This is a genomic window from Allobosea sp. Root483D1 (genome assembly GCF_001429505.1).
Taxonomy (GTDB): Bacteria; Pseudomonadota; Alphaproteobacteria; order Rhizobiales; family Beijerinckiaceae; genus Allobosea.
In genome coordinates this window covers 358092-381610 of record NZ_LMJW01000020.1, presented here as the reverse complement: position 1 = coordinate 381610, position 23519 = coordinate 358092, and the positions used below count along the sequence as shown (strand labels likewise).

Genomic DNA, 23519 nt, shown 5'->3' with positions numbered 1-23519 from the left:
CCATGATCGCCCTGCCCCGTCGTTCCGTCCTCGCCGCCGGCCTGTTCCTCGGCCTGACCGGCGTCGCCCTTGCCCAGGCGCCCGCCGCCCCGAGCGGCGAACGCTTCATCACCGTGGCCTCGACCACCTCGACCCAGGATTCCGGCCTGTTCAACCACATCCTGCCGCTGTTCAAGGCCAAGACCGGCATCGAGGTCCGCGTCATCTCGCAGGGCACTGGCCAAGCCCTCGATACCGCCCGTCGCGGCGATGCGGACGTCGTCTTCGTCCACGCCAGGGCGCAGGAGCTGAAATTCGTCGAGGAGGGCTTTTCGACCGAGCGCCGGCCGGTGATGTACAACGACTTCGTCCTGATCGGCCCGAAAGCCGACCCGGCCGGCGTTGCCGGCACGAAGGACATCGTCGCGGCGCTGAAGACGATCCAGGAGAAGGCAGCGCCCTTCGTCTCGCGCGGCGACAAGTCGGGCACCCATGCCGCCGAGCTCAATCTCTGGAAGGTCGCGGGCATCGACATCGCTGCGCAGAAGGGCCCCTGGTATCGCGAGATCGGCCAGGGCATGGGCGCGGCGCTCAACACCTCGGGCGCCATGGGCGCCTATGTCCTCTCCGACCGCGCCACCTGGATCTCGTTCAAGAACCGCGGCGATCTCGTCATCTCCGTCGAGGGCGACAAGCGCCTGTTCAACCAATACGGCGTGATGTCGGTGAACCCCGCCAAGCACCCGCATGTGAAGGTCAATGACGGCAAGCTCTTCGCCGACTGGCTGACCAGCCCGGAAGGCCAGAAGGCGATCGCCGACTACAAGATCGACGGCCAGCAGCTGTTCTTCCCGAATGCCGGGCAGGCGGGGGCGTGAACCTGATGCGCAAGCTCGCTCTCATCGCTCTCGTCGGCCTGTGGCCGGCGCTCGCATCGGCGCAACAAGCCGAGAAGCCGGTGCTGCTCCACGCCGCCGGCAGCCTGAAGAACGCGCTGACCGAGGTCGCGAAAGCCTTCGAAACCTCGGCGAGCATTCCGGTCAAGACCAGCTTCCGTCCCTCCGGCCTGCTGCGCGAGGCTCTCGCCAAGGGCGAGCCGGCCGAGGTCTTCGCCTCGGCGAACATGGATCACCCGCTCGCGCTGGCGAAGGATGGCAAGGCCGGTCCGGTCGTGCTGTTCGTTCGTAACGAGACCTGCGCCTTCGCGCGCCCCGGACTGGACGTGACCAGCAACACGCTGCTCGCGCGCATGCTCGATCCAAAGGTCAAGCTCGGCACCTCGACGCCGAAGGCCGACCCATCCGGCGACTATGCCTGGCAGGTCTTCGCCAAGGCCGAGAAGCTGAAAGCCGGCGCCAAGGCAGCGCTGGAGGCCAAGGCACTGCAGCTCGTCGGCGGCCCAAACAGCGCCCCGACCCCGCAGGACCGCAACGGCACCGGCTATCTGCTGGCGACCGGCGCCGCCGACCTCTTCCTCGGCTATTGCACCAATGCCGACCCGATCGCCCGCGAGCAGCCCGGGGTCCGCATGGTCAGGTTGCCGGAGAAGCTGCTGGTCGGCGCCGATTATGGGCTGACGGTGATGAACGGAGCCTCGCCGAACGCCTATCGGCTGGCCATGTACATCCTCTCGCCGGACGGGCAGCGCATCCTGGCGAGGCACGGTTTCGTCGCGCCTAGCCTGCCGCGCGAGGGGAACTGAGATCTTGACTGCGCCAGCCCCGGTGAGCCTGCACGCTGCCGGCAGCCTGCGCGCGGCGCTGCTCGACATTGCTGACGCCTTCCAAAGCGAGACGGGTGTTCCCGTCTCCTTGCAATTCGGCGCCTCCGGCCTGCTCAAAGATCGGCTCGTCCGAGGCGAGGCCGGCGAGGTCTTCGCCTCGGCCAATCTGGAGCATCCGCAAGCGTTGGCCCGCGCCGGCCTCGCCGGTCCCGCCGTGCTCTTCGCCCGCAACGAGCTCTGCGCCTTCCTGCGGCCAGGGCTGGTTGCCACGGCAGCAACCCTGCTCGACCTGATGCTCGATCCCAAGGTCAGGCTCGGCACTTCGTCGCCGAAGGCCGACCCATCCGGCGATTATGCCTTCGCTGTCTTTGCCAGAGCGGAGGCGCTGAAGCCCGGTGCAAAGGCGGCGCTCGAAGCCAAAGCCCTGAAGCTCACCGGCGGACCGGAGTGCACGCCGGCGCCGGACGGGCTCAATGTCTACGGTCACAAGCTGGCGAGCGGCGAGGCCGACATCTTCCTGGCCTATTGTACCAATGCCCAGCCGCTTGCGAACGAACAGCCGGGGATCGCGATGCTGCGCCTGCCGGACCAGCTCGCTGTCGGCGCCGATTACGGCCTGACGGTGCTGAACAAGGCCTCGCCGGGTGGCTATCGGCTCGCCATGTTCATCCTCTCGCCGCAGGGTCAGTCGTTTCTGGCACGGCATGGCTTCTTGGCGCCGGGTCTGCCACGCGCGGGATAGCGGAAAGGCGACATCATGGATTGGCAAGCGACCCGGCCAGGCGAGACCGAAGCGCCCCTGCCCGAGCGGGCCGACGCCCGGCTCGTCTTCATCGGCCGCATCCGCACGCCGTTTGCGACGCGCGATGACTGTCCGCGCCAGGGCCGGCAAGACGGGCCGCTATGCCGGGTGGAGATCGATCCGTACTGGCAGGCAGCGCTCAAGGGCATCGAGACCTTCGCCGAACTCGATTTGCTCTACTGGATGCATGAGGCGCGGCGCGATCTGCTGACGCAGACACCACGCGGCGGCGGCACGCTCGGCACCTTCGCACTGCGCTCGCCGGTCCGGCCGAACCCGATCGCATTGTCGCGGGTGAAGCTCGAAGGCATCGAGGATGGCGTCCTGCTGGTGCGCGGGCTCGACTGCCTCGACGGCACGCCGCTCCTCGACATCAAGCCATTTCGCTGCAGTCATTCGCACGGGACAACGGAAGCCTCCCATGCTGCATCCTGACCGCCGCTGCGTCCTCGCCGGCCTTGGCGCGACGCTGGCCGCCCCGCGTTTCGCCCGTGCTGCCACGATCCGCGACGGCGCCGCCCGCGAGGTACCGGTTCCCGGCAAAGTCGAGCGCATCTTTCCGGCAGGGCCGCCGGCGGCGATCCTGATCTACACCCTCGCGCCCGACCTGCTGCTCGGCTGGCCCCGCGCCAACCGGCCGGAGGAGCGCGAATTCCTGCTGTCCGGGATCGGCGATCGGCCGGAGGTCGGCCGCATCACCGGTCGCGGCAACAGCGCCAATCTCGAAGCCGTGCTCCAGGCCAGGCCCGACCTGATCATCGATTCCGGCTCGACCGGCCGCACCTATGTCGAGCTCGCCGAGCGCGTGCAGCAGCAGACCGGCATCCCCTATGCCCTGCTCGACGGCCGCTTTGACCAGACCCCGGCGAGCTACCGCATCCTCGGCCAGCTTACCGGCCGGAGCGAGCGCGCCGAGACGCTGGCGCGCTGGTGCGAAGACAGTTTCGCGACGATCCGCGGACGCATCGCTGCGATCCCGACCGGGAAGCGCCCGAGCGTCTACTATGCACGCGGCCCGCGCGGGCTCGAGACCGGGCTCGGCGGCTCGATCAATGTCGAGACGCTCAGCTTCCTCGGCGCTCGCAACGCCGCCGCCGAACAGCAAGGCAGCGGCCTCGCCCAGGTCTCGCTCGAACAGGTTCTGGCCTGGAACCCGGACGTCATAGTCACCATCGACCTCGCCTTTGCTGAGAGCGTGCGCAGCGATCCGAACTGGGCCGGGGTCAAGGCGGTGCGCGAGGGCCGCGTCCATCTCTCGCCGAAATTGCCTTTCGGCTGGGTCGACTTCCCGCCCTCGGTCAACCGGGCGATCGGCCTGTGGTGGCTGGCGAAGTTGCTCTATCCCGCGCAATTCCCGGAGGACATCCGCAAGCTCGCCCGCGACTTCCACACCCTGTTCTACCAGGTGACGCCGAGCGAGGCCCAGCTCGACCGCGTGCTGGCAGGGCGGGGGTGATGTCTCAAATCGTCGTGTCATCCCGGGCGCAGCGCAGCGGAGACCCGGGATCCATTCCGGAACGGTTCAGGCATGGGTCCCGGATCGGCGCCGCTGCGCGGCTTGTCCGGGATGACCATGTCGTGGTTCCGTGGTGGACTAAAACCCGTTGATCTCATGACCTCCTCCCTGCGCGGCAATCTGATCGCCCTCGTCCTGCTCGCGCTGGCTGTACTCGCCGCCTTTGCGCTCGGCCGCTATCCGGTCGCGCCCGGCGATCTCGGCCGCCTCGTCTGGTCGCTCGTCTCGGGCGATCCCTCCGGCCTGCCGGCGCAGGTCGAGACCGTGGTCTGGAACATCCGCGGCCCGCGCATCCTCGCGGCGATCCTGTGCGGGGCGGCGCTCGCCATTGCCGGCTGCGCCTTCCAGGGCCTGTTCCGCAATCCGCTGGTCTCGCCCGACATCCTCGGGGCATCCTCCGGCGCGGCGCTCGGCGCCGTCATCGGTATCTATCTCTCGCTCGGCCTGTTCGGCATCCAGCTCGCCGCCTTCGTCGGCGGGCTTGTCGCGGTCGGCGCGGTCTATGCGGTCGGCTCGACGATCCGGCGCGGCGATCCCGTGCTGGTACTGGTATTGACCGGCGTCGTCGTCGGCTCGCTGCTCGGCGCCGGCATCGGGCTGGTGAAGTACTGGGCCGACCCGTACAACCAGCTCCCGGCCATGACTTTCTGGCTGCTCGGCAGCCTAGCCGGCACGGCCAAGCCCGACCTGATCCCCCTGCTAGGCCCGGTCCTGATCGGCGCCATCGTCCTGCTGGCATTGCGCTGGCGGATGAACGTGATGTCGCTGCCGGAGGAAGAGGCGCGTGCGCTCGGCCTCGCCACCGGCCCGCTGCGTATCGCCATCATCGCCTCCGCGACGCTGGTGACGGCGGCTAGCGTCGCAGCCGCCGGCATCATCGGCTGGGTCGGCCTCGTCGTGCCGCATCTCGCTCGCTTCCTCGTCGGACCCGATTTCGGCCGGCTGATGCCGACGGCGGCGCTGCTCGGCGGCGGCTATCTCCTCGCCATCGACACGCTGGCGCGCACTGCCGCCCCGGTCGAGACGCCGCTCGGCATCCTCACCGCCGTGATCGGCACGCCCTTCTTCATCTGGCTGCTCGCCTCGGCGCGCGGAGGCTGGTCATGAGCCTCGAAGCCTCCGTCCTCGCCTACGGCTACCGTGACCGCGAGATCGGCCGCGACATCGCGCTCGACCTCGCTGGCGGAGAGGTGCTGGCCCTGCTTGGCCCGAACGGCCATGGCAAGACCACGCTGCTGAAGACCTTGCTCGGCCTGCTACCGGCGAAGGGCGGTTCGCTCACGCTCGATGGCAGGCCGCTAGCCGATCTCTCCATCGGCGAACGGGCCCGTGCCCTCGCCTATGTGCCGCAGGTCCATGCCGGCACCTTTGCCTTCGCGGTCAGCGAGATCGTGCTGATGGGGCGCACCGCCCGCTCAAGTCTGTTCGCCGCGCCCTCCTCTCATGATCGAGAAATGGTCTCCGCGATGCTGGACCGGCTCGGCATCGCCCATCTGGCGGAGCGTCCCTACACCGAGATTTCCGGCGGCGAGCGCCAGCTCGTGATGATCGCCCGGGCGCTGGCGCAGGAGCCGCGCTACGTCATCCTCGACGAGCCGACGGCGAGCCTCGACTTCGGCAACCAGGGCAAGGTGATGAGCCAGATCCGCCGTCTCGCAACCGAGGGTCTCGGCGTGCTCTTCACCACCCACGACCCGAACCAGGCGCTACGCTATGCCGACCGGGCGCTGCTCCTGCGCGACGGCCGGGCGCTCGCCAGCGGCAAGGCGAGCGAACTGTTGACGCCGGAGCGACTCGGGGCGCTCTACGGCACTGCGATCGAGACCATCAGGGGCGAGGACGGAAAGCTCGCCTTCCTGCCCGGCTGAGCAGCGTCTCGGCCGGGTCGCCGATCCCGTCACAATCTCCAGATCCGATTTACTTATAGTCAGAACCTGGCGTGTGATCGTGCCGGCGCCGGCGGGCAGGCCCGCTTTCGGCAGCACGGTCTGTTGGCCTAGTCGATGCCTGGGGGATATTGAATGAAGCCCATCATCGGAGCCGCGCTCCTGCTCGGCCTCGCCGCCACGGCCAATGTGACGAAGGCGGAGGCACAGCAGCCGACCCAGGCCTCCATCGAAGCGCTGCTGCCCGATTTCGAGAAGCAGGTCGCCGAGGGCATGAAGGCCTTCTCCGTGCCGGGTGTCGCCGTCGGCATCGTCCATGACGACAAGCTGATCTACACCAAGGGCTTCGGCGTCCGCGCGCTCGGCAAGCCTGATCCGGTCACGCCCGAGACGATCTTCCAGGTCGGCTCGACCACAAAAGCCTTCCTCGCCACCACACTGGCGCAGGCGGTCGATGCCGGCCGGCTTGGCTGGACCGACCCGGTCATCGACCATGTTCCCGATTTCCAGCTCGCCGACCCCTGGGTCACCCGCGATTTCCGCGTGCTCGACCTCGCCGCCCAGCGCTCCGGCCTGACGCCTTACGTCAACGACGCGCTCACCATGCTCGGCTACGACAAGCAGACGCTGATCCGCTCGCTGCGCGTCGCCCCGCAGCTCGGGATGTTCCGCTCCGATTTCCGCTATCTGAACATCCCGCATGTCGTCGGTGGCGAGATCGTCGCCAAGGCCAATGGCGCGCCGTCCTGGTTCGATTCCCTGAAGGCGAGCCTGCTCTCTCCGCTCGGCATGAGCGCGACGACGGCGACGGCCGAGGCGATCACCGCCGCGCCCAACCATGCGCAGGGCCATCGCCTCGCCGACAAGCCCGTCGCCGTGCCCTTCCACCCCTCCTTCCCCTACGCGCTCGGGCCAGCCGGGGCGCTCAACTCGAACATTCCCGACATGGGCAGATGGTTGCGCCTGCAGCTCGGCCGCGGCCAGTTCGAGGGCAAGGTCCTGGTCTCCGAGGACAATCTCGACGTCACCTGGACGCCGCGCGTCGCCATGAACGAGCGCACCTCCTATGCCGTCGGCTGGGTCGCGACCGCGACGCCGCCCGGCCGGATCATCTGGCACAATGGCGGCACCTCCGGCTTCGGCGCCCATGCCGGCTTCCTGCCTGATGGAAAGACCGGCATCGTCATCCTGACCAATCTCGAGAATGGCGGCATGCCGGACGCGCTGGCGATGTGGTTCTACGATCGCGTGCTCGGCAACCCCGCCGTCGATAACGTTGCGCTCGCGGCCGCCGCTGCGAAAACCCGTCGCGAGGCGGCCAAGACCGAGGCCGCCGGCTTCGTGCCCGGCCCGCTTTCGCCGCTCGCAGCCGCCTTTGCCGGCAGCTACGCTTCATCCGTCCTCGGCGACGCCACCGTCGCACTCATGGAGGGCAAGCTTGGCCTGACGCTGGAAAAGACCGAGGCGCAGCTCCTGCTCGAGCCGAACAGGGACGACCCCTATTTGTTCCAGGCGCGGCTGGCGCCGGTCGGCGCCTTCGTCGCACCGGCTGAGATGTCCGGCGGCGAGCCTTTCGTTCGGCTGCGCTTCGAGACCGACGCTGCCGGCAAGATCACGCAGATGCGCTGGCTCAGCCCCGAGTTGCCGCATGCCTTCCCGCGCTCGGCGCAGTGACGGGAGGGAGCATCATCATGACGATCCGCATCGCCCTCCTCTCGCTGGGCCTCACCTTCGCCATCGGCTCCAATGTCTCCGCCGCACCAGTCTTCGCGCCTCTGCCCGAGATGACCTCTGTCTTGCCGATCGAACCCGCTCGCTCGGCATTGCGAAAATTCTTCGATACGCTCGGCGACGACGACGTCCATGACGATCACTACGACTGGAACGACTATCGCGACGCGACCTCGCGAAAGGACCGCATCCGCGACTGGCAGCGCATGCAGAACGACGCGCAGAAGGACTACTGGCGCCAGCAGAAGGACATGCAGAAGCGGGCGATCAAGGCCCAGCGCGGCTGGTAGCCGACCGAACGGCCGCGTCAGCCTCTGGCAGGAAACCTCCCCTACCCCCCTTACCTTCCCCCGCCAGGCTGTTGCATAGTCGCCCAGACGTGGCGTCATGACGCCGCAGGATGGGGAACGGACATGAAGACAATCACTTTCGCCGCGGCGCTGCTCGCCGCCGGCACCCTCGCCGCTTCCGCGCAGCAGCTCGCGCCCAGCCCGACGCTCGACGCGATCAAGGCGCGCGGCCATCTCGAATGCGGCGTGCATCTCGGCCTGCCCGGCTTCTCCTTCGCCAACGACAAGGGCGAATGGACCGGTCTCGACGTCGATTACTGCCGCGCGCTCGCCGCCGCCGTGCTCGGCGACGCCACCAAGGTGAAGTACACGCCGACGTCGGTGCAGCAGCGCTGGCCGATCCTGCAATCGGGCCAGGTCGACGTGCTCTCGCGCAACTCGACCATCACCTTCTCGCGCAACGCCACGCTCGGCCTCAACTTCCAGGGCATCAACTTCTACGAGGGCCAGACCTTCATCGTCCGCAAGAAGGCCAATGTGAAGTCGGCCGAGGATCTCGACGGCGCCTCGGTCTGCGTCGCCGCCGGCTCGACCGAGGAGAAGAACGCCGCCGACTGGTTCCGCGAGCGCAACCTCAAGGTCACCATCACCAACTTCCAGAAGAACGACGACGCCATCACCGCCTATGACAGCGGCCGTTGCGACGCCTACACCGCCGGCGTCGGCGCCCTCGCCGGCCAGCGCGCCAAGCTCAAGGTTCCGGACGACCACGTCATCCTGACCAAGCCGATCTCGAACGACCCGCAGGGCCCGGTGACCCGCTATGGCGACGAGCGCTGGCAGCTGATCGTGCGCTGGGTGCTGAACGGCACCATCGCCGCCGAGATGCTCGGCGTCACCTCCAAGAACGTCGACGAGATGAAGGCGAACTCGAAGAACACCGAGGTCCGCCGCCTGCTCGGCGCCGAAGGCGGCTTCGGCGCGATGATGGGCCTGCCCGACGACTGGATGTACAAGGCGATCAAGCAGGTCGGGAACTATGGCGAGAGCTATGAGCGCACCGTCGGCCTGGCTTCGCCGCTGAAGCTCGAGCGCGGCCAGAACCAGCTCTGGACCAAGGGCGGCCTGCTCTTCACCCCGCCGTTCCAGTGAGACAACCGCGTCATGGTCGGGCTTGACCCGACCATTTCGGAAACCAGCCTTCGTGTCAGGAGATTCTCGGGTCGCAGCTCCGCTGCGCCCGAGAATGACGCAGCAAGCCGGACGGACGCCCCTTGAGCAAAGTCCTCGCCTTCATCAATGACAAGCGCGTCCGCGACGTCTTCTACCAGGCGGCGTTGCTGATCGGCCTTGTGGCGCTGCTGGTCTATTTCATCCGCAACGCCTCGCAGAACATGGTCCAGGCCGGCATCGCCTCGGGCTTCGACTTCCTCTGGCGCACCTCGGGCATCGAGGTGCCCTTCGTCCTGACCAACTACACCCAGTCGGACAACATCCTCGCGCTGTTCTGGGCCGGCGTCGCCAACACGATGCTGGTGACGGTGATCGCGCTGGTGCTGTCGACGGCGCTCGGCTTCCTCATCGGCATCGCCCGGCTCTCCTCGATCTGGCTGGTGCAGGCGATCGCCGGCGCCTATGTCGAGTTCGTCCGCAACATCCCGCTGCTGTTCTTCGTGCTGTTCTGGTATTTCGGCGTCATCGCCGCTTTGCCCGCCCCGCGTGAGAGCCTCTCGGTCTTCGGCGTCGCCTTCATCAACAATCGCGGCCTGACCATCCCGCTGCCCGATGCGGGCGCGAACTTCAGATACGCCTTCATCGCGATCGCGATCTCCTGCCTGCTGCACTGGCTCTTCCTGCGCTGGGCCAGGCGGCGCAAGGAAGCGACCGGCCAGGACGCACCGATCCTGCGCGTCGGCCTCGTCCTGCTCCTGCTCATCCCCGTGCTGGCGCTGGCCTGGGCGACATTGGCGACGCGCTGGGACATCCCGGTGCTGCGCGGCTTCAACTATCGCGGCGGCTTCGTCGTCATCCCGGAATTCGTCGCGCTGCTGGCGGCCTTGGTCACCTACACTGCCGGCTTCATCGCCGAGATCGTGCGCGGCGGCATCCAGTCGGTCCCGCACGGCCAGATCGAGGCGTCGAGCGCGCTTGGCCTTCGGCCCGCCCAGACACTGCGGCTCGTCACCATCCCGCAGGCGCTCAGGGTGATGACGCCGCCGATGACCAACCAGTATCTCAACGTGCTGAAGAACTCGTCCTTCGGCGCCGCCATCGCCTATCCCGACGTGGTCAGCCTGTTCATGGGCTCGGCGCTCAACAACACCGGCCAGGCGATCGAGATCATCGCCATGACGCTCGCGGTCTATCTCGTCATCGGCCTCGCCGTCTCCGCCTTCATGAACTGGTATAATGCCCGCATCGCGCTGGTGACCCGATGAGAGCCGCCGCAAACCTTTCGACCAGCTGGCGCGAGCGCCTGTTCGGCACCCCGACCATCACCACGGTGACGCTGCTGCTCGCCGCAGCGATCGCCTGGATCGCCGTCCCGATCGTCCGCTGGGCCCTGATCGACGCAACCTGGAGCGGCCAGACCCGCAACGACTGCACCGGCACCGGCGCCTGCTGGGTCTTCGTCAAGGCGCGCTTCGGCCAGTTCATGTACGGATTCTATCCCCTGGAGGAACGCTGGCGGCCGAACCTCGCCGGGCTCGCCTTCGCGCTCTCCGGCGCAGCGATCGTCTTCGCGCCGAAGCGGCTGAAGCTGGGCCTCGGCCTCGCCGCGCTCGTCATCCTGCCGCCGCTCGGCGTCTGGCTCCTCGGCGGCGGCCTCGGCCTGCGTGCGATCGAGACCCGCGAATGGGGCGGGCTGATGCTGACCGTCTTCATCTCGATCTATGCCAGCCTGATCGCGATCCCGCTCGGCATCCTGCTTGCGCTCGGCCGGCAGTCCGAGCTGAAGGTGGTCAAGCTGATCTCGGTGCTGTTCATCGAGTTCTGGCGCGGCGTGCCGATCATCGCGGTGATCTTCCTGGCCTCGCTGCTGCTGCCGCTGATCATGCCGGCCGGCATCGGTGTCGACCGGCTGGCGCGCGCCGTGATCGGTCTCGGCTTCTGCATCGCCGCCTATATGGCGGAGGCCGTGCGCGGCGGCCTGCAGGCGCTGCCGAAGGGCCAGCGCGAGGCCGCGACCGCGCTCGGCCTCTCCTACTGGAAGGCGACCTGGTTCATCATCCTGCCGCAGGCGCTGCGCATCTCGCTGCCGGCGATCACCAACGAGTTCATCGCGCTGGTCAAGAACACCACGCTCGTCCTCGTCGTCTCGATCCTCGATCTGCTCGGCATCGCCCAGGCCTCGCTCGCCGACCCCAACTGGGTCGGCATGAACATGGAGGCCTATGTCTTCTCCGGCGGCCTCTACTGGCTGATCTGCTTTGCGCTCTCGCGCTGGAGCCGGAGTATGGAACGGCAGCGATAAGGCTGTTCCGGAGGGTTCTCCCTCCGGGCTCGACGCTGTAAAACGCCTCTCATGCAAGAGATCGCCAGCCTCGCTCGCCTTTTCTTCCAGCTGTGGCGCCAGGCCTGGCCCGTCCTGCTGCTGCTCGCGACATTCGGCTCGATCGCCAACGAGCTTTTGCTGCCGCTGGCGGTCAAGCTCGGCTATCTCAACAGCCTCGCCGGCTTTGCCGTGCTCGCGCTGCTGGTCCTCGCCAAGCTCGTCGTCACCGTGCTGATGTTTGTGGCCTTGCGGCCCTATCTGCCGGCCGTGGCGGCCCTGCAGGTCGCTGGCTCCGGCCCGCAATCCGACGCGCCCCAGCCGGCCGGAGCACGCGCCGTAATCAGCCTGGTCTCGCTCGCCCTCGTGCCGTTCTTCGCCTACTACGCCGCCTGGGGCTTTCTGGGCGACACCGTCCGCGACTATTCGGTCAGGGCGCTCGCCGCCGCCGGTCTCGGCGAGCGAGTCAATGTGCTCGACGTGCCGCTGTCGCTCTGGCTCGTGCTCGCCATCGGCCTCGCCTGGCTGGTGCGCAACCTCGCCAAGGCCGCTCAGGGGCGCCGGCCCTCGCCCTTCTGGCAACTCCTGGTGATCGCCTGCGATGCCAACTGGATCTTCGTCGGCCTCTACGCATTGTCGCGCTGGAAAGACACCGGCTGGACCTGGCTCAAGACCGTCGCGCTGCCCTATCTCAGGCTCATGCACGACTGGACGCTCGCGCTGGTCGGCAAGGCGCAGGCAGCGATGCCGGAAGCGGTCGACCTCGCCGAACCGGCGCTGAGCACTAGCCTGCAGAGCCTCTTCCTCTACACGCTGCTACCGCTGGTCTGGCTGCTGATGACCGCGACGATCTATGGCTACGACGCCAAGGATCCCACTGCCCTGGCGCGCGACCGGCGCGCCGCAGCGGCGCTGGCGCGCTGGCAAGCAGCCCCGAAGGCCGTACGAGACTTTGCCGAGCACTTCATCGGCAGCTACCGCTCGCGCTATCTGCCTGTTGTCAACAGCGTCCGCCTCGCCTTCGGCGCGAGCCTCTCGGTGCTGATCGCGCTGGTCGTCGGCTACCGCCTGATCGGCTTTGCCGCCGCCTGGCTCTGGATCGGCCTCACCCGCCTGATCGGCCCGCTCGATCTCGACAGCTGGCAGGTAATCGCCAACGTAATCGCATTCCTGCTCGGTGGCCCCAGCGAGATCCGCGGCGGTATCCTTGTCGAGAGCCTGCGCATCTGCCTGCTGGCGGCGGTGATGGAGACCGCCGTCGCGGCGCAGGTGGTAAAGGGTTCTAGCCCGGAACCTGGAAGCGCAGATAACGCGGCCGCTCGGCCGGCAGGCTGAGCACCGGCCTGACCTCTCCGGCCGTCCCGGCCGGCAGCACAAAGCCTTCGCCGATCCTGAGCGTGGCACCCGCCGCCGGCTTGCTCGCCAGCGCCTGGGTACAGGTCGGGATCGTCAGGCCACGGCGCTCCGGCAACCGGTTGACCTCGCTCGGAGTCAGGAATTGCGGCGACCATCGCCTCCCGTCCGGTGCCTCCAGCACCAGCCGGCACGGCAGCAGGGCGAAGGCTTCGGGATCACGCACCACCGCTTCCATGTCGAGCAGCATCACAGCCCGGCCGTCCGAGCGCTCGGCAACGCGGCGCAGGCCTGTCAGTTTCCATTCAGCACCGCCGAGGCTCGCCGCGGCACTGGCCGGAACCTCCCGCGCGAACAATTCGCGCGACCGCCACCACTCCCAGGCATTCTCGTAGGATTGCAGGAAGAGGCCGAGCGCCAGCACCACCGGCAGCGTCCACAGGCTGAGGCGACGCATTCGCGCTGCGCCATGGGATACGGCAACCTCACTCATAGGCGAGCTCGTTCAGGTCGAGCAGCGACGCCGGCGTGCCGAGCGTCGCTGGCAGCGCGATCTCGGCTTGCGTATCCAGCCGTGGCCAGCGCGAGGCGGCGACGAGCAATGTCGCACCTGCGACCGCCTCACGCGGCACTTCGAAGATGAAGACGCCGCGCTGCGGCAGGCCGGGTTCGAGCCGGTCCGTTCCGAGCAGCCGTGGCGCTCCCTGAAAGCGCGGGCTCGCAACGAAACGGGCGCCCTGCGCGCTGCGCCAGATTGCGCCGCTGACAGTGGTCGAGACGGGTTGCGCATCGAGCCGCGCGATCACCAGCGCGAAGACGCCGCCGGTGTCACGCTCGACCTCGCGGCCATAGGCCTTGAAGCGCAGTTTCTCGGCGAGCAGCACCTTGTCGGCCCGCACCGTGAAGCCACGGCCGGTCAGCGTCTCGCCGAGATCGCCTTTGAGCGGGATCGGCCCGGTGATCTCGGCATAGCCCGGCGTAAAGCGCTGCATGCCGGCGAGCAGCAGCGCAGCGATCAGGGGCGCTCCGAGCTTGGCAAAAACGCCGCTCATGGCCGCATCTCCGCGGCAGCGACCGGCAAGCTCGCGGCTGCGATCGGCTTGCGATTGAACCAGCCCGGTGCAGCGAAGAGATTGTCACGCGGCTTGAAGGTTTCGCCGTTGACGACGAGGCGCAATCGCTCCGGTACCTTCGCGCCCGGTGCCAGCCGCCAGATCACGCGCACGCGCTCGCGCAAGCCTGGCTGCAGCGCGCTCAGTATCGCCTTGTCGCGCATCAGCCAGAAGATCGGGTTGGGCTGCAGGGCGTCGATCGACGGGTCGACGATGAAGATGCGCGCGAAGGTGTTGTCGGTTTCCGAGCTGCGATTGACGATGTCGAGATCGAGCGCCAGGAACTGCGTGCCATCGGGCGCTGGCGGCCCATCCGGCCGCGACTGCGTCGTCAGGCTGGCTTCGTGCAGCGCGATGCGCCAGCGGCCGGCATCGAGCGACGCGCCGGCGGCGAGCACCGGCAGCGTCGGCGGCTCCAGCGCCTCAAGCAGACTCTGGCCGCTGGTGATGGCAAGCGCCAGCAATCCGCCGATGCCGATGGTGAGCTTCGAACTCACCGCCTGGCGCAAGCCCGCCAGCCAGGAGACAATCATGCGCGCCCTGAAATCCCTCGCGCCCCCGGCGCGGCAAGATAATCGGCGCAGCCGAGAGCGCAACCCGCCGCGTCAGCCCTTCATGTAGTCGTGGATCTTGCGGCCGAAGGGCAAAGTCAGGTCAGCGATGAAGTGATGCGCGCCCAGCACCTTGCGCACCGGCAGATCGGCGACCGGCGCGTTGACATGCGGGATCAGGTGCAGCCGGCCCGGGCCGATCCAGGAGCCCTTCACCGTGATGTCGGTCAGGTTGAGCGCGACGAGCTGGCAGATCTCCGGCTCGCCGTCGACACCGGGGATGATCTTGAGGTTGACCTGCGTCTTGGTCAGCATCGCGGTCGTCCTGACGCCGTTGCCGGCGAGGCTCTCATGCTTGTAGCCCATCGTGCCCATCGCGACCTGCTGGCCGGCATATTCGAGCGTGCCGGTCAACGTGTCCTTGATCACTTCGAGCTTGGGATGAGCGTATTTCTTCGGGAAGCCCCAGATCTCGCGGCCGGCCGAGATCGGCGGCTCGATGTCGAGATACATCTGCGAGACGAAGCTGACCTCCTCCTCGCCAAACAGGCAGGGGATGACGATCCCCGTCTCGGTATAGGTGCCGAAGCCGGAGGAATCCGGCATCTTGATCCATTCGTAGCTCACGATCGGCTGTGCGATCGGCATCAGCGGCTCGGGCAGGTGATGGCGGATCAGCTCCGGATCGGTCTCGTAGCTGATCACCATGTATTCGCGATCGATGAAGCGGTACGGCCCGGCCGGATAGCTCGGCCCGGCAAGCGGCATCGAGGGCAGGTCGAGGATGTCTTTGCGGTTCATGGCGATGCCCTCACTGCGCGGTCCAGCCGCCATCGACCGGCAGGATGACGCCGGTGATCGACTTTGCCGCATCGGAAGCCAGGAAGACAGCAAGCGCCGCCACCTCCTCGCTGGTGACGAATTGCTTGGTCGGCTGGGCGTGCAGGAGCACGTCGTTGATGACCTCATCCTTGGTCAGGCCGCGCGCCGCCATGGTCTCGGGGATCTGCTTTTCGACCAGAGGCGTCCAGACATAGCCGGGGCAGATCGCGTTGGCGGTGATGCCGAAGGTTGCAGCCTCCAGCGCAACCGTCTTGGTCAGGCCGGCGATGCCGTGCTTGGCCGCGACATAGGCCGACTTGAACGGCGAGGCGACCAGCGCATGGGCCGAGGCCGTATTGATGATCCGGCCCCATCTGCGTTGCTTCATCCCCGGCAGCGCCGCACGGATGGCATGGAAGGCGGCCGAGAGGTTGATCGCGATGATCGCGTCCCATTTCTCGACCGGGAACTCCTCGACCGGCGAGACGAATTGGATGCCGGCATTGTTGACCAGGATGTCGACGCCGCCGAACTGCGCCTCCGCCTCGGAGATCATCGCAGCGATCGCCCCGCCATGGGCCATGTCGGCCGGCGAGTAGCGCGCCTTGACCCCGAAATCGGCCTCGATGCCAGCGCGCTCCTGCTCGATCGCCTCCGGCGCGCCGAAGCCGTTGATGACGATGTTGGCGCCCTCGGCCGCATAAGCGCGGGCGATGGAAAGGCCGATGCCGGAGGTCGAGCCGGTGACGACGGCGGTCTTGCCCTTGAGCATGCGCTGATCTCCCAGCCGCGAGAAACGCGACGCGCTGCAGCGTCGCAAGGTCCGTGCCGCTGAGGTGGAAGAGTAAGCTGACGGGGCGATGAAGCTTGTCTGACGGCGCAATGACACCGATATCTGGTTCCGCCCACGTCACATGCCTGTCACCGCCCACCCCTCAGACATGGGGCAAATCCAGCTCTCCCCCCAAAGACCGAGCGAACGGAAACCGCGCCATGAACGCCCCCTTTGCGCCGTCCTCCAGCGAACGCTATCTCGGCTGGCGCCCCGAGCGCTGCGACCGTGTCGCGCTCGTGCTCCAGGGCGGCGGCGCACTCGGCGCCTATCAGGCCGGGGTTTACCAAGCGCTTCACGAGGCCGACATCGAGCCGGACTGGGTTTCGGGCGTCTCGATCGGCGCGATCAATGCCGCGCTGATCGCCGGCAATCCGCGCGAGCGCCGGCTCGAACGGCTGGAGACCTTCTGGAACCGTATCACCGACCGCAAGGTCTGGTGGTTCACGCCCGAGGGCGACATCTTCCGCCAGGCCCGCAACGCGACCTCGTCGTTCATGACCACGGTGCTCGGCCAGCCCGGCTTCTTCGAGCCGCGTCGCACCAGCGCCTGGCTCGCGCCAGCCGGCGCCACTGACGCGACCAGCTTCTACGACACATCGCCCTTGCGCGAGACCCTGCTGGAACTGGTCGATTTCGACCTGATCAATGCGAAGCGCACGCATTTCTCGGTCGGCGCCGTCAACGCGCTCTCCGGCAACTTCGTCTACTTCGACAACATGCAGGAAGAGATCACGCCCGAGCATGTCATGGCCTCGGGCGCGCTGCCGCCGGCCTTCCCGACCGTGCAGATCGGCACCGAGCATTACTGGGATGGCGGCATCGTCTCGAACACGCCGCTGTCGCATCTGCTCGCCCAGGACGACACGCTGAACTCGCTGATCTTCCAGGTCGACCTGTTCTCGTCGCGTGGCCCGATGCCGCGCACGATGCAGGACGTGATGGGACGCCACAAGGACATCATGTACTCCTCGCGCACCCGCATGGTCACCGACCTGTTCCAGACCCTGCAGGGCTGGAAGAAGAAGACCCATGACGCCCTCAGCCACATCCCTGAGGACGCCTTGAGCGAGGAAGACCGCAAGCTCCGCGACGAGCTCGCCTTGATCCCCGAGCACACCATCCTGCAGCTGATCTACCAGCAGAAAAGCTATGAGAGCCATGCCAAGGACCACGAGTTCTCGCGGACCTCGATGAGCGACCACTGGCATTCCGGCTGTGAGGACACCAAGCAGACGCTGACCCGCAAGGACTGGCTGACGATCCCGCCGGACGGCGCGGGGATCGTCACCCACGATGTCCATCGCGACTTCGAGCGACGCTGAATTTCAACGGTCCTGCGGCCGCACGTTTCGCAGCAGTTCGGTCCGCTCGCGCCGCTGCGCTTCCGTCCACTGCGAATGATGGCGCTTCGTACCGGCGGGGCGGTTCGCCAGGCCGAGACCGAGCCCGCCCCAATCGCCGACAGGCCGGATCGGCCGCGGCACGAAGCCGCCGCCACAGCTCGGGCAGACGTTCTCCAGCGTCTTCTCGGCGCAATCGGCGCAGTAGGTGCATTCATAGCTGCAAATGCGCGCCTGGAGCGAGGCCGGCGGCAGGTCGCAGTCGCAGAGTTCGCAGTTCGGCCGAAGTTGCAGCATGACGTCTTTCCTCTCGTGACGGGGACTGGATGCCACGGTCCGGCCATGCCGGGCGAGTACCGGATTCGGTTCGGGAACGCGCGAACCGGCTAGCCCCGCCCCAACTCCACCGGCACCGAATAGGAGCGCTTCACCCGCCCGAGCGCGAAGCTCGATTCGATCGAGGCGACATTGTCGAGCCGCGTCAGCTTGTCCTTGAGGAAGCGCTCATAGGCGGCGAGGTCGCTGACGATGATGCGCAGCAGATAGTCGCGCTGACCGGTCATCAGATAGCAGTCGGCGACCTCGGGCCAGCGCGACACCGCCGCGGCGAAGCGGTCAAGCTCCTCCTCGCGCTGCCGCTCCAGCTTGATCGAGGCGAAGACCGAAACGGGAAGGCCGAGCTTCTCCTGGTTCACGATGGCGACATAGCCTTCGATGATCCCGGCCTCCTCCAGCAGGCGCACCCGCCTGGCGCAGGGGCTGGGCGACAGCCCGACCTTGCCTGCGAGCTCCTGCACGCTGATGCGCCCATCCGCCTGCAAAGCCTGGACGATGCGGCGATCGATATCGTCGAGCTTGAACTCTGGCATTTTCCCTCGCCCAGTCGACCAAGCTTAGCGGAAACCGCCAACTCTGGAAGCTAGCGAGATGGTCTTTAGCTGCCTTCCCCAAGGCAATTGTGCATGATGCTCGGGTCCAAGGAGCATCCCGATGTCCGATCCCCGTCTGCCCATCCTCGCCGAGCTGGAGAAGAAGATCCTCTGGCTGGCCTCGTGGACGATCCACAATGCCAATCACCTGCGCGACAATGGCGACGGCATGAAGGTCGGTGGGCATCAGGCGTCCTCGGCCTCGCTGGCGACGATCATGACGGCGCTCTACATGGCCGCGCTGAAGCCGCAGGACCGGGTCGCGGTGAAGCCGCACGCCTCGCCGATCTTCCACGCCATCAACTACCTGATGGGCCTGCAGACGCAGGAGAAGCTCGAGAACTTCCGCGGCTACAAGGGCGCGCAGAGCTATCCCTCGCGCACCAAGGACATCGACGACGTCGATTTCTCGACCGGCTCGGTCGGCCTCGGCGTCGCGCAGACGCTCTTCTCCTCGCTGGTCCAGGACTATGTGAAGGCCCATGGCTGGGCCAAGGACGCGCCCGAAGGCCGCATGGTCGCGCTGATCGGCGATGCCGAGCTCGACGAGGGCAACATCTTCGAGGCCCTGATGGAGGGCTGGAAGCATGGCCTGCGCAACACCTGGTGGGTGATCGACTATAATCGCCAGTCGCTCGACGCGGTCATCCGCGAGGGGCTCTATGACCGCTTCGAGCAGATGTTCAAGAATTTCGGCTGGGATGTCGTCACGCTGAAATACGGCTCGCTGCAACAGGCGGCGTTCAAGGAAAAAGGCGGCGAGCGGCTGAAGGCCTGGATCGATTCCTGCCCGAACCAGCTCTATTCGGCCCTGACCTTCCAGGGCGGCGCAGCCTGGCGCAAGCGCCTGATGGACGATCTCGGCGATCAGGGCCCGGTGACCAGGCTGATCGAGAAGCGCTCCGACGCCGAACTCTCGAAGCTGATGTGCAATCTCGGCGGGCACGACCTGCCCTCGATCCTGGAGGCCTTCGAGGCTGTCGATCACGACCGGCCGGTCTGCTTCCTCGCCTATACGGTCAAGGGCTTCGGCCTGCCGCTGGCCGGGCACAAGGACAACCATTCCGGCCTGATGACCAAGGAGCAGATGGAGGGTTTCAAGACCGCCAACCAGGTCCGGCCCGGCCATGAATGGGATCTGTTCGAGGGGCTGACGACGCCGGAGAAGGACATCCGTGCCTTCCTCGACAAGGTGCCCTTCTTCGCGAGGGGTCGCCGGCGCCATTCGGCCCCTGCCTTGCCGGTTCCGGCCAAGCTCGAAGCCGGCATCCAGGCGACGATGTCGACGCAGATGGGCTTCGGCAAGGTGCTCGACGAGTTGGCGAAGCTCGGCGGGCCGCTCGCCGACCGCATCGTCACCACCGCGCCCGACGTCACCGTCTCGACCAATCTCGGACCCTGGGTCAACCGGCGCGGCCTGTTCGCGCGGGCGTCGATGGCCGACACCTTCAAGGACGAGCGCATCCCCTCGATGCAGAAATGGGAGTTCTCTCCCAAGGGCCAGCATATCGAACTCGGCATCGCCGAGATGAACCTGTTCATCAACCTCTCGGCGCTGGGGCTGTCGCACTCGATCTTCGGCGAGCGATTGATCCCGATCGGCACGCTCTACGACCCCTTCATCTCGCGCGGCTTGGACGCGCTGAACTATGCCTGCTACCAGGACGCCCGCTTCATGGTCGTCGCGACGCCCGCCGGCGTCACGCTGGCGCCCGAGGGCGGCGCGCACCAGTCGATCGCGACGCCATTGATCGGCATGAGCCAGGACGGGCTCTGCGCCTTCGAGCCGGCCTTCGTCGATGAGCTCGCCGTGATGATGCGCTGGTCGTTCGAATACCTGCAGAAGGATGGCGAGGGCGATCCGGACGAGCGCACCTGGCTGCGCGACGAGACCGGCGGCTCGGTTTACCTCCGCCTCTCCACCCGCCAGGTCGAGCAGCCCAAGCGCGCCATGACGCCGGAGCTGGAACGCGAGATCATCGACGGCGCCTATTGGCTGCGTAAGCCCGGGCCGAACGCCTCGGTCGTCATTGCCTATACCGGCGCCGTCGCGCCCGAGGCGATAGAAGCCGTCGGGCTGCTGTCGGAAGACCGCCGCGATGTCGGCCTGCTCGCGATCACCTCGGCCGACCGGCTTAATGCCGGCTGGCAGGCGGCCGAGCGGGCGCGCCAGCGCGGCAACCATGCCGCCACCAGTCATGTCGAGCGCCTGCTTGGCGAGCTCTCACGTGATTGCGGCATCGTCTCGGTGCTCGATGGCCACCCGGCGACGCTCGCCTGGCTCGGCAGCGTCCATGGCCACAAGCAGAAGGCGCTTGGCGTCGAGCATTTCGGCCAGACCGGCACGGTCGCCGACCTCTACCGCCATTTCGGCATCGACGCGAACGCGATCGTGCACGCGGCCAACGCCGCCGCGCCGGGCCGGCCGGTGAGGTACCTGAAGGCACTGCCATGATGCAGGCCGTCATGCTCGGGCTTGACCCGAGCATCTCGAAAACCAGTCACGCCTCGCCGGTATAGCGGCTGCGCAGATAGGCTTCGAGATCGGCTTCGCTGCGCGGCGAGAGCAGGAACTTTCGCCACGCCGCGGTCTCGTGCGAGACCGCGGTCATCTCCCAGATGCAGAACGTCCCGCGATGAGCATTGGGCGCGTCGAACGGCGCGAAGGACGCCATGCCCTCATCGATGAACTGCACGGTTTCCCAGAGCTCGTTGGTGCCCCGCCAGGTGCAGAGCAGCAGGAAATGGAAATGCTCGCCGCAGCGATGCAGGATGGCGAAGCCGACTTCGTCTTGCCGGCCAGCTGCAAACTCTGCCGCCGTCTCTCGCGCCAGCACAATGGTCGAGGCGTCGATGCGGGCTTCCGCGATCTCGTACCATTTCAGCACGGCCTGCGGCGCGACGAGATTGTCGCCAGCCACCACCTGCTTCGGCTGGGCGCCCTGCCCTGCGGGCGCATCCATCTCCACGATCCGCACCGCGATCCTCCCGCCTTGTCAGGCTTTGAATTCGCCTGCAAGGCACGATAGCCCGCCTGCTGCCAGCCGGAGTCGGCAGCAGCATCGAGCGATCGCTAGGGCCGCTTTACCTTCACGCCTGCGATCAGCCACGCCCCCGTCAGGAAAAACCCGACCAGCACGGCGAGGCCCGCACGCTGGCTCGCGAAGATCGTCGTCGCCAGCGCGACCAGTGTCGGCCCGAGGAACGACGTCACCTTGCCGGCCAGCGCGAACAGGCCGAAGAACTCGCCGATCCTTGCCGGCGGCGCGATCCGGGCGAGCAGGCTGCGCGAGGAGGCCTGCAGGGGCCCGGCAACGAGGCCGATCAGCAGCCCCAGGCCAAGATAGACCTTCTCCGGCAGCGAGGCGAAGAGCCCGTCGCCGGGCGTTGCCGGGGCCGCCTCGATCACGAAGGCGACCTGTCCCGGCCCGAGCGAGAGGATGCCGATGCAGGCGAAGAGCAGGCAGGCGATGGCGCCGAGGATCACGGGTTTGCCCCCGACGGCATCATCGAGCTTGCCACCGAGGAAGGCGCCGAGCGTGCCGGTGACTGTGAGCAGGATGCCGAACACGCCGAGCTCGATCGTCTGCCAGCCGAACACGCCCGCGCCATAGATGCCACCGAAGGCGAACAGCGCGACCAGCCCGTCCTGATAGATCATGTTGGCGAGGAGGAAGCGGCCGAGCCCCGGCAGCGAGGGCAGCTCTGCGATCGTCGCCTTGAGACGCGAGAAGCCGCCGGCAGCCGCCTCCTTGAGCGGAATGCCGGTGCGCGGCGAATCCGGCGTCAGCAGGAACATCGGGGTGACGAAGATCACGAACCAGAGCGCGGTGAGCGGCCCGGAGAAACGGTCGCCCTCACGGGCGGCCGCGTCGAGCCCGAACAGCGGCGACAATCCCGCCAGGGTCTTGCCGGTCTGCGGATCGGCGGCGAGAAGGCCGAGCGTCAGCGCCAGCGAGACCAGCCCGCCGAGATAGCCGACCGCCCAGCCGGTGCCCGAGAGCCGCCCGAGCTTCTCCGGCGGCACCAGCCGCGTCATCATCGCATTGTTGAAGGTCGTCGCGAATTCGGCGCCGATCGTGCCGATGACGAAGCCGCAGAGCGCGATCGACACCGCCCAGGGCGATCCCGGCCTAGCGTACCAGAGCATCGCCGAGCCCAGGACCAGCATCGCGCCGAATACCGCGATCCACGGCTTGCGCGGCCCGGTCTTGTCGGCGATGCCGCCAAGCAGAGGCGAGAGCAGAGCGATGGTGAGCCCGGCGAGGCCCGTCGCATAGCCCCAGAGCGCTTGGCCCTCAGCCGGATCGCTCGCTAGCGCCGATGCGAAGAAGGGCGCGAAGACGAAGGTGGTGACGAGGGTGAAGAAGGGCTGCGCCGACCAGTCGAAGAAGATCCAGGCGACGACCGAGCGCCGCGGCGGATAGGTCGCCGGCCGTTCGCCGGAGGCAGGCGCGGAAGCAGTGCTCACTGCAGCGTCGTGTCCGGGTCAGAGCCGCCTCGCGCCAGCTCGATCTCGGTGATCGCGACCAGCACCTCGGCCCGGCTCTTCAGGCTCGGAGCCTCCAGCAGCGCCTGCTTCTCGCGCGGGCCGAAGGGACACATCATCGAGAGCGCGTTGACCAGCGCCTCGTTCGGCGCCTCGTTGACGCCCTTCCAGTCGATCTTGAGCTCGTTCGCCTTGGCGAAGCTGCGAAGCGCCTTGAGCAGGCCGGCGCGATCGACCTCCCCCTCGCCGGCGCGCGCCTCGAAATCGACGACGAAATCGCCATAGGAGATGCGGCCCTGGCGGTAGGGCGTGGTGACGGAGAGCTCTTCCTCCAGCCGGAAGCGCGAGATGCCCGTCAGCGTGATGATGTAGCGGTCGTCGCCCGTCTCGGCGAACTGGGTGAGCCGGCCGATGCAGCCGACCTGGAGCAGCCCCGGCACCTGCGCCTGGCGCCCGTTCTCCGGCTCGGGCTGGATCATGCCGATGACGCGGTGCGTGCGCAGCGCATCATCGATCATGGCAAGATAGCGCGGCTCGAAGATGTTGAGCGGCATCTGCCCGCGCGGCAGCAGCAGCGCGCCGGCCAGCGGGAAGAGCGGGATCACCGCCGGGCAGTCATCCGGCCCGGAATAGACCGCGTTCATGCCCATCGGCGTGCGCTCCTCTCT

General features: G+C 67.3%; 25 protein-coding genes. 15 read left to right on the top strand and 10 right to left on the bottom strand.

Annotated features, from left to right (window positions below; genetic code table 11):
• The first annotated feature begins 2 nt into the window (after positions 1-2).
• From ASE66_RS20410 to ASE66_RS20350, 13 genes are all read left to right on the top strand, one after another.
• Positions 3-857, top strand: a complete 855-nt coding sequence (locus tag ASE66_RS20410) for an extracellular solute-binding protein (protein WP_057191535.1) — start codon at positions 3-5, stop codon at positions 855-857.
• Between the two features lie 5 nt (positions 858-862).
• Positions 863-1681: a molybdate ABC transporter substrate-binding protein gene (locus tag ASE66_RS20405; protein ID WP_057191929.1), complete on the top strand. Its 819-nt coding sequence runs from the start codon at positions 863-865 to the stop codon at positions 1679-1681.
• A 4-nt stretch (positions 1682-1685) separates the two neighbouring features.
• Positions 1686-2444, top strand: coding sequence for a molybdate ABC transporter substrate-binding protein (locus ASE66_RS20400; protein ID WP_200964624.1), 759 nt, complete (start codon positions 1686-1688; stop codon positions 2442-2444).
• 15 nt (positions 2445-2459) lie between these two features.
• A complete protein-coding gene (gene tsaA / locus ASE66_RS20395; protein WP_057191533.1) occupies positions 2460-2939 on the top strand; it encodes a tRNA (N6-threonylcarbamoyladenosine(37)-N6)-methyltransferase TrmO in 480 nt (159 codons plus the stop codon).
• A complete protein-coding gene (locus tag ASE66_RS20390) occupies positions 2926-3960 on the top strand; it encodes an iron ABC transporter substrate-binding protein (protein WP_057191532.1) in 1035 nt (344 codons plus the stop codon). Before tsaA ends, ASE66_RS20390 begins: the two co-directional genes overlap by 14 nt.
• A 156-nt stretch (positions 3961-4116) precedes the next feature.
• Positions 4117-5127, top strand: a complete 1011-nt coding sequence (locus tag ASE66_RS20385) for a FecCD family ABC transporter permease (RefSeq protein WP_057191531.1) — start codon at positions 4117-4119, stop codon at positions 5125-5127.
• Positions 5124-5888, top strand: a complete 765-nt coding sequence (locus tag ASE66_RS20380; RefSeq protein ID WP_057191530.1) for an ABC transporter ATP-binding protein — start codon at positions 5124-5126, stop codon at positions 5886-5888. Before ASE66_RS20385 ends, ASE66_RS20380 begins: the two co-directional genes overlap by 4 nt.
• Positions 5889-6041: 153 nt before the next feature.
• A complete protein-coding gene (locus ASE66_RS20375) occupies positions 6042-7580 on the top strand; it encodes a serine hydrolase (RefSeq protein ID WP_057191529.1) in 1539 nt (512 codons plus the stop codon).
• Between the two features lie 17 nt (positions 7581-7597).
• Positions 7598-7927, top strand: a complete 330-nt coding sequence (locus tag ASE66_RS20370) for a hypothetical protein (protein WP_057191528.1) — start codon at positions 7598-7600, stop codon at positions 7925-7927.
• Positions 7928-8050: 123 nt separating this feature from the next.
• Complete coding sequence (locus ASE66_RS20365) at positions 8051-9079, top strand: amino acid ABC transporter substrate-binding protein (protein ID WP_057191527.1); 1029 nt, start codon at positions 8051-8053, stop codon at positions 9077-9079.
• A gap of 122 nt (positions 9080-9201) precedes the next feature.
• On the top strand, positions 9202-10365 hold the full coding sequence (locus tag ASE66_RS20360; protein WP_200964623.1) for an amino acid ABC transporter permease: 1164 nt from the start codon (positions 9202-9204) through the stop codon (positions 10363-10365).
• On the top strand, positions 10362-11402 hold the full coding sequence (locus ASE66_RS20355) for an amino acid ABC transporter permease (RefSeq protein WP_082613599.1): 1041 nt from the start codon (positions 10362-10364) through the stop codon (positions 11400-11402). Before ASE66_RS20360 ends, ASE66_RS20355 begins: the two co-directional genes overlap by 4 nt.
• Before the next feature lie 51 nt (positions 11403-11453).
• Positions 11454-12755 carry a hypothetical protein gene (locus ASE66_RS20350; protein ID WP_057191526.1) on the top strand — a complete coding sequence of 434 codons (1302 nt, stop codon included), beginning with the start codon at positions 11454-11456 and terminating at the stop codon, positions 12753-12755.
• Here ASE66_RS20350 and ASE66_RS20345 read toward each other — a convergent pair.
• The 5 genes from ASE66_RS20345 to ASE66_RS20325 all read right to left on the bottom strand — a co-directional run bounded on the left by ASE66_RS20345 (position 12703) and on the right by ASE66_RS20325 (position 16030).
• Positions 12703-13230 carry a hypothetical protein gene (locus ASE66_RS20345; protein ID WP_057191525.1) on the bottom strand — a complete coding sequence of 176 codons (528 nt, stop codon included), beginning with the start codon at positions 13228-13230 and terminating at the stop codon, positions 12703-12705. The genes ASE66_RS20350 and ASE66_RS20345 overlap by 53 nt on opposite strands.
• Positions 13231-13258: 28 nt before the next feature.
• The gene (locus tag ASE66_RS20340; protein WP_057191524.1) at positions 13259-13825 is read right to left on the bottom strand and encodes a hypothetical protein; all 567 of its coding nucleotides are present in this window, start codon (positions 13823-13825) and stop codon (positions 13259-13261) included.
• Positions 13822-14418 carry a hypothetical protein gene (locus ASE66_RS20335; RefSeq protein ID WP_057191523.1) on the bottom strand — a complete coding sequence of 199 codons (597 nt, stop codon included), beginning with the start codon at positions 14416-14418 and terminating at the stop codon, positions 13822-13824. The genes ASE66_RS20340 and ASE66_RS20335 overlap by 4 nt, the downstream gene beginning before the upstream one ends.
• Positions 14419-14490: 72 nt before the next feature.
• Entirely contained in the window at positions 14491-15237 is a 747-nt protein-coding gene (locus ASE66_RS20330) for an acetoacetate decarboxylase (RefSeq protein WP_057191926.1), read from the bottom strand.
• Between the two features lie 10 nt (positions 15238-15247).
• Positions 15248-16030 carry a 3-hydroxybutyrate dehydrogenase gene (locus ASE66_RS20325; RefSeq protein ID WP_057191522.1) on the bottom strand — a complete coding sequence of 261 codons (783 nt, stop codon included), beginning with the start codon at positions 16028-16030 and terminating at the stop codon, positions 15248-15250.
• 221 nt (positions 16031-16251) lie between these two features.
• Between ASE66_RS20325 and ASE66_RS20320 the strand changes: the two genes are divergently transcribed.
• The gene (locus ASE66_RS20320; protein ID WP_057191521.1) at positions 16252-17415 is read left to right on the top strand and encodes a patatin-like phospholipase family protein; all 1164 of its coding nucleotides are present in this window, start codon (positions 16252-16254) and stop codon (positions 17413-17415) included.
• A gap of 3 nt (positions 17416-17418) precedes the next feature.
• Here the strand turns inward: ASE66_RS20320 and ASE66_RS20315 are convergent, their stop codons facing one another.
• The gene (locus tag ASE66_RS20315) at positions 17419-17730 is read right to left on the bottom strand and encodes a DUF1272 domain-containing protein (RefSeq protein ID WP_057191520.1); all 312 of its coding nucleotides are present in this window, start codon (positions 17728-17730) and stop codon (positions 17419-17421) included.
• A gap of 89 nt (positions 17731-17819) precedes the next feature.
• On the bottom strand, positions 17820-18302 hold the full coding sequence (locus ASE66_RS20310) for an Lrp/AsnC family transcriptional regulator (protein ID WP_057191519.1): 483 nt from the start codon (positions 18300-18302) through the stop codon (positions 17820-17822).
• A 121-nt stretch (positions 18303-18423) separates the two neighbouring features.
• Between ASE66_RS20310 and ASE66_RS20305 the strand changes: the two genes are divergently transcribed.
• On the top strand, positions 18424-20817 hold the full coding sequence (locus tag ASE66_RS20305) for a transketolase-like TK C-terminal-containing protein (protein ID WP_057191518.1): 2394 nt from the start codon (positions 18424-18426) through the stop codon (positions 20815-20817).
• Between the two features lie 46 nt (positions 20818-20863).
• Here ASE66_RS20305 and ASE66_RS20300 read toward each other — a convergent pair whose 3' ends face one another.
• The 3 genes from ASE66_RS20300 to ASE66_RS20290 all read right to left on the bottom strand — a co-directional run bounded on the left by ASE66_RS20300 (position 20864) and on the right by ASE66_RS20290 (position 23501).
• Positions 20864-21325 carry a hypothetical protein gene (locus tag ASE66_RS20300; RefSeq protein WP_057191517.1) on the bottom strand — a complete coding sequence of 154 codons (462 nt, stop codon included), beginning with the start codon at positions 21323-21325 and terminating at the stop codon, positions 20864-20866.
• Between the two features lie 110 nt (positions 21326-21435).
• The gene (locus tag ASE66_RS20295; RefSeq protein ID WP_057191516.1) at positions 21436-22833 is read right to left on the bottom strand and encodes an MFS transporter; all 1398 of its coding nucleotides are present in this window, start codon (positions 22831-22833) and stop codon (positions 21436-21438) included.
• The gene (locus tag ASE66_RS20290) at positions 22830-23501 is read right to left on the bottom strand and encodes an LON peptidase substrate-binding domain-containing protein (RefSeq protein ID WP_057191515.1); all 672 of its coding nucleotides are present in this window, start codon (positions 23499-23501) and stop codon (positions 22830-22832) included. The genes ASE66_RS20295 and ASE66_RS20290 overlap by 4 nt, the downstream gene beginning before the upstream one ends.
• Positions 23502-23519 lie beyond the last annotated feature (18 nt).

Bases quoted from the DNA above. Each gene is read 5' to 3' on its own strand.
- ASE66_RS20410 (WP_057191535.1), top strand. From the start codon at position 3: ATGATCGCCCTGCCCCGTCGTTCCGTCCTCGCCGCCGGCCTGTTCCTC.
- ASE66_RS20405 (WP_057191929.1), top strand. From the start codon at position 863: ATGCGCAAGCTCGCTCTCATCGCTCTCGTCGGCCTGTGGCCGGCGCTC.
- tsaA (WP_057191533.1), top strand. From the start codon at position 2,460: ATGGATTGGCAAGCGACCCGGCCAGGCGAGACCGAAGCGCCCCTGCCC.
- ASE66_RS20390 (WP_057191532.1), top strand. From the start codon at position 2,926: ATGCTGCATCCTGACCGCCGCTGCGTCCTCGCCGGCCTTGGCGCGACG.
- ASE66_RS20385 (WP_057191531.1), top strand. From the start codon at position 4,117: ATGACCTCCTCCCTGCGCGGCAATCTGATCGCCCTCGTCCTGCTCGCG.
- ASE66_RS20380 (WP_057191530.1), top strand. From the start codon at position 5,124: ATGAGCCTCGAAGCCTCCGTCCTCGCCTACGGCTACCGTGACCGCGAG.
- ASE66_RS20375 (WP_057191529.1), top strand. From the start codon at position 6,042: ATGAAGCCCATCATCGGAGCCGCGCTCCTGCTCGGCCTCGCCGCCACG.
- ASE66_RS20370 (WP_057191528.1), top strand. From the start codon at position 7,598: ATGACGATCCGCATCGCCCTCCTCTCGCTGGGCCTCACCTTCGCCATC.
- ASE66_RS20365 (WP_057191527.1), top strand. From the start codon at position 8,051: ATGAAGACAATCACTTTCGCCGCGGCGCTGCTCGCCGCCGGCACCCTC.
- ASE66_RS20355 (WP_082613599.1), top strand. From the start codon at position 10,362: ATGAGAGCCGCCGCAAACCTTTCGACCAGCTGGCGCGAGCGCCTGTTC.
- ASE66_RS20350 (WP_057191526.1), top strand. From the start codon at position 11,454: ATGCAAGAGATCGCCAGCCTCGCTCGCCTTTTCTTCCAGCTGTGGCGC.
- ASE66_RS20345 (WP_057191525.1), bottom strand. From the start codon at position 13,230: ATGCGTCGCCTCAGCCTGTGGACGCTGCCGGTGGTGCTGGCGCTCGGC.
- ASE66_RS20340 (WP_057191524.1), bottom strand. From the start codon at position 13,825: ATGAGCGGCGTTTTTGCCAAGCTCGGAGCGCCCCTGATCGCTGCGCTG.
- ASE66_RS20335 (WP_057191523.1), bottom strand. From the start codon at position 14,418: ATGATTGTCTCCTGGCTGGCGGGCTTGCGCCAGGCGGTGAGTTCGAAG.
- ASE66_RS20330 (WP_057191926.1), bottom strand. From the start codon at position 15,237: ATGAACCGCAAAGACATCCTCGACCTGCCCTCGATGCCGCTTGCCGGG.
- ASE66_RS20325 (WP_057191522.1), bottom strand. From the start codon at position 16,030: ATGCTCAAGGGCAAGACCGCCGTCGTCACCGGCTCGACCTCCGGCATC.
- ASE66_RS20320 (WP_057191521.1), top strand. From the start codon at position 16,252: ATGAACGCCCCCTTTGCGCCGTCCTCCAGCGAACGCTATCTCGGCTGG.
- ASE66_RS20315 (WP_057191520.1), bottom strand. From the start codon at position 17,730: ATGCTGCAACTTCGGCCGAACTGCGAACTCTGCGACTGCGACCTGCCG.
- ASE66_RS20310 (WP_057191519.1), bottom strand. From the start codon at position 18,302: ATGCCAGAGTTCAAGCTCGACGATATCGATCGCCGCATCGTCCAGGCT.
- ASE66_RS20305 (WP_057191518.1), top strand. From the start codon at position 18,424: ATGTCCGATCCCCGTCTGCCCATCCTCGCCGAGCTGGAGAAGAAGATC.
- ASE66_RS20300 (WP_057191517.1), bottom strand. From the start codon at position 21,325: ATGGATGCGCCCGCAGGGCAGGGCGCCCAGCCGAAGCAGGTGGTGGCT.
- ASE66_RS20290 (WP_057191515.1), bottom strand. From the start codon at position 23,501: ATGGGCATGAACGCGGTCTATTCCGGGCCGGATGACTGCCCGGCGGTG.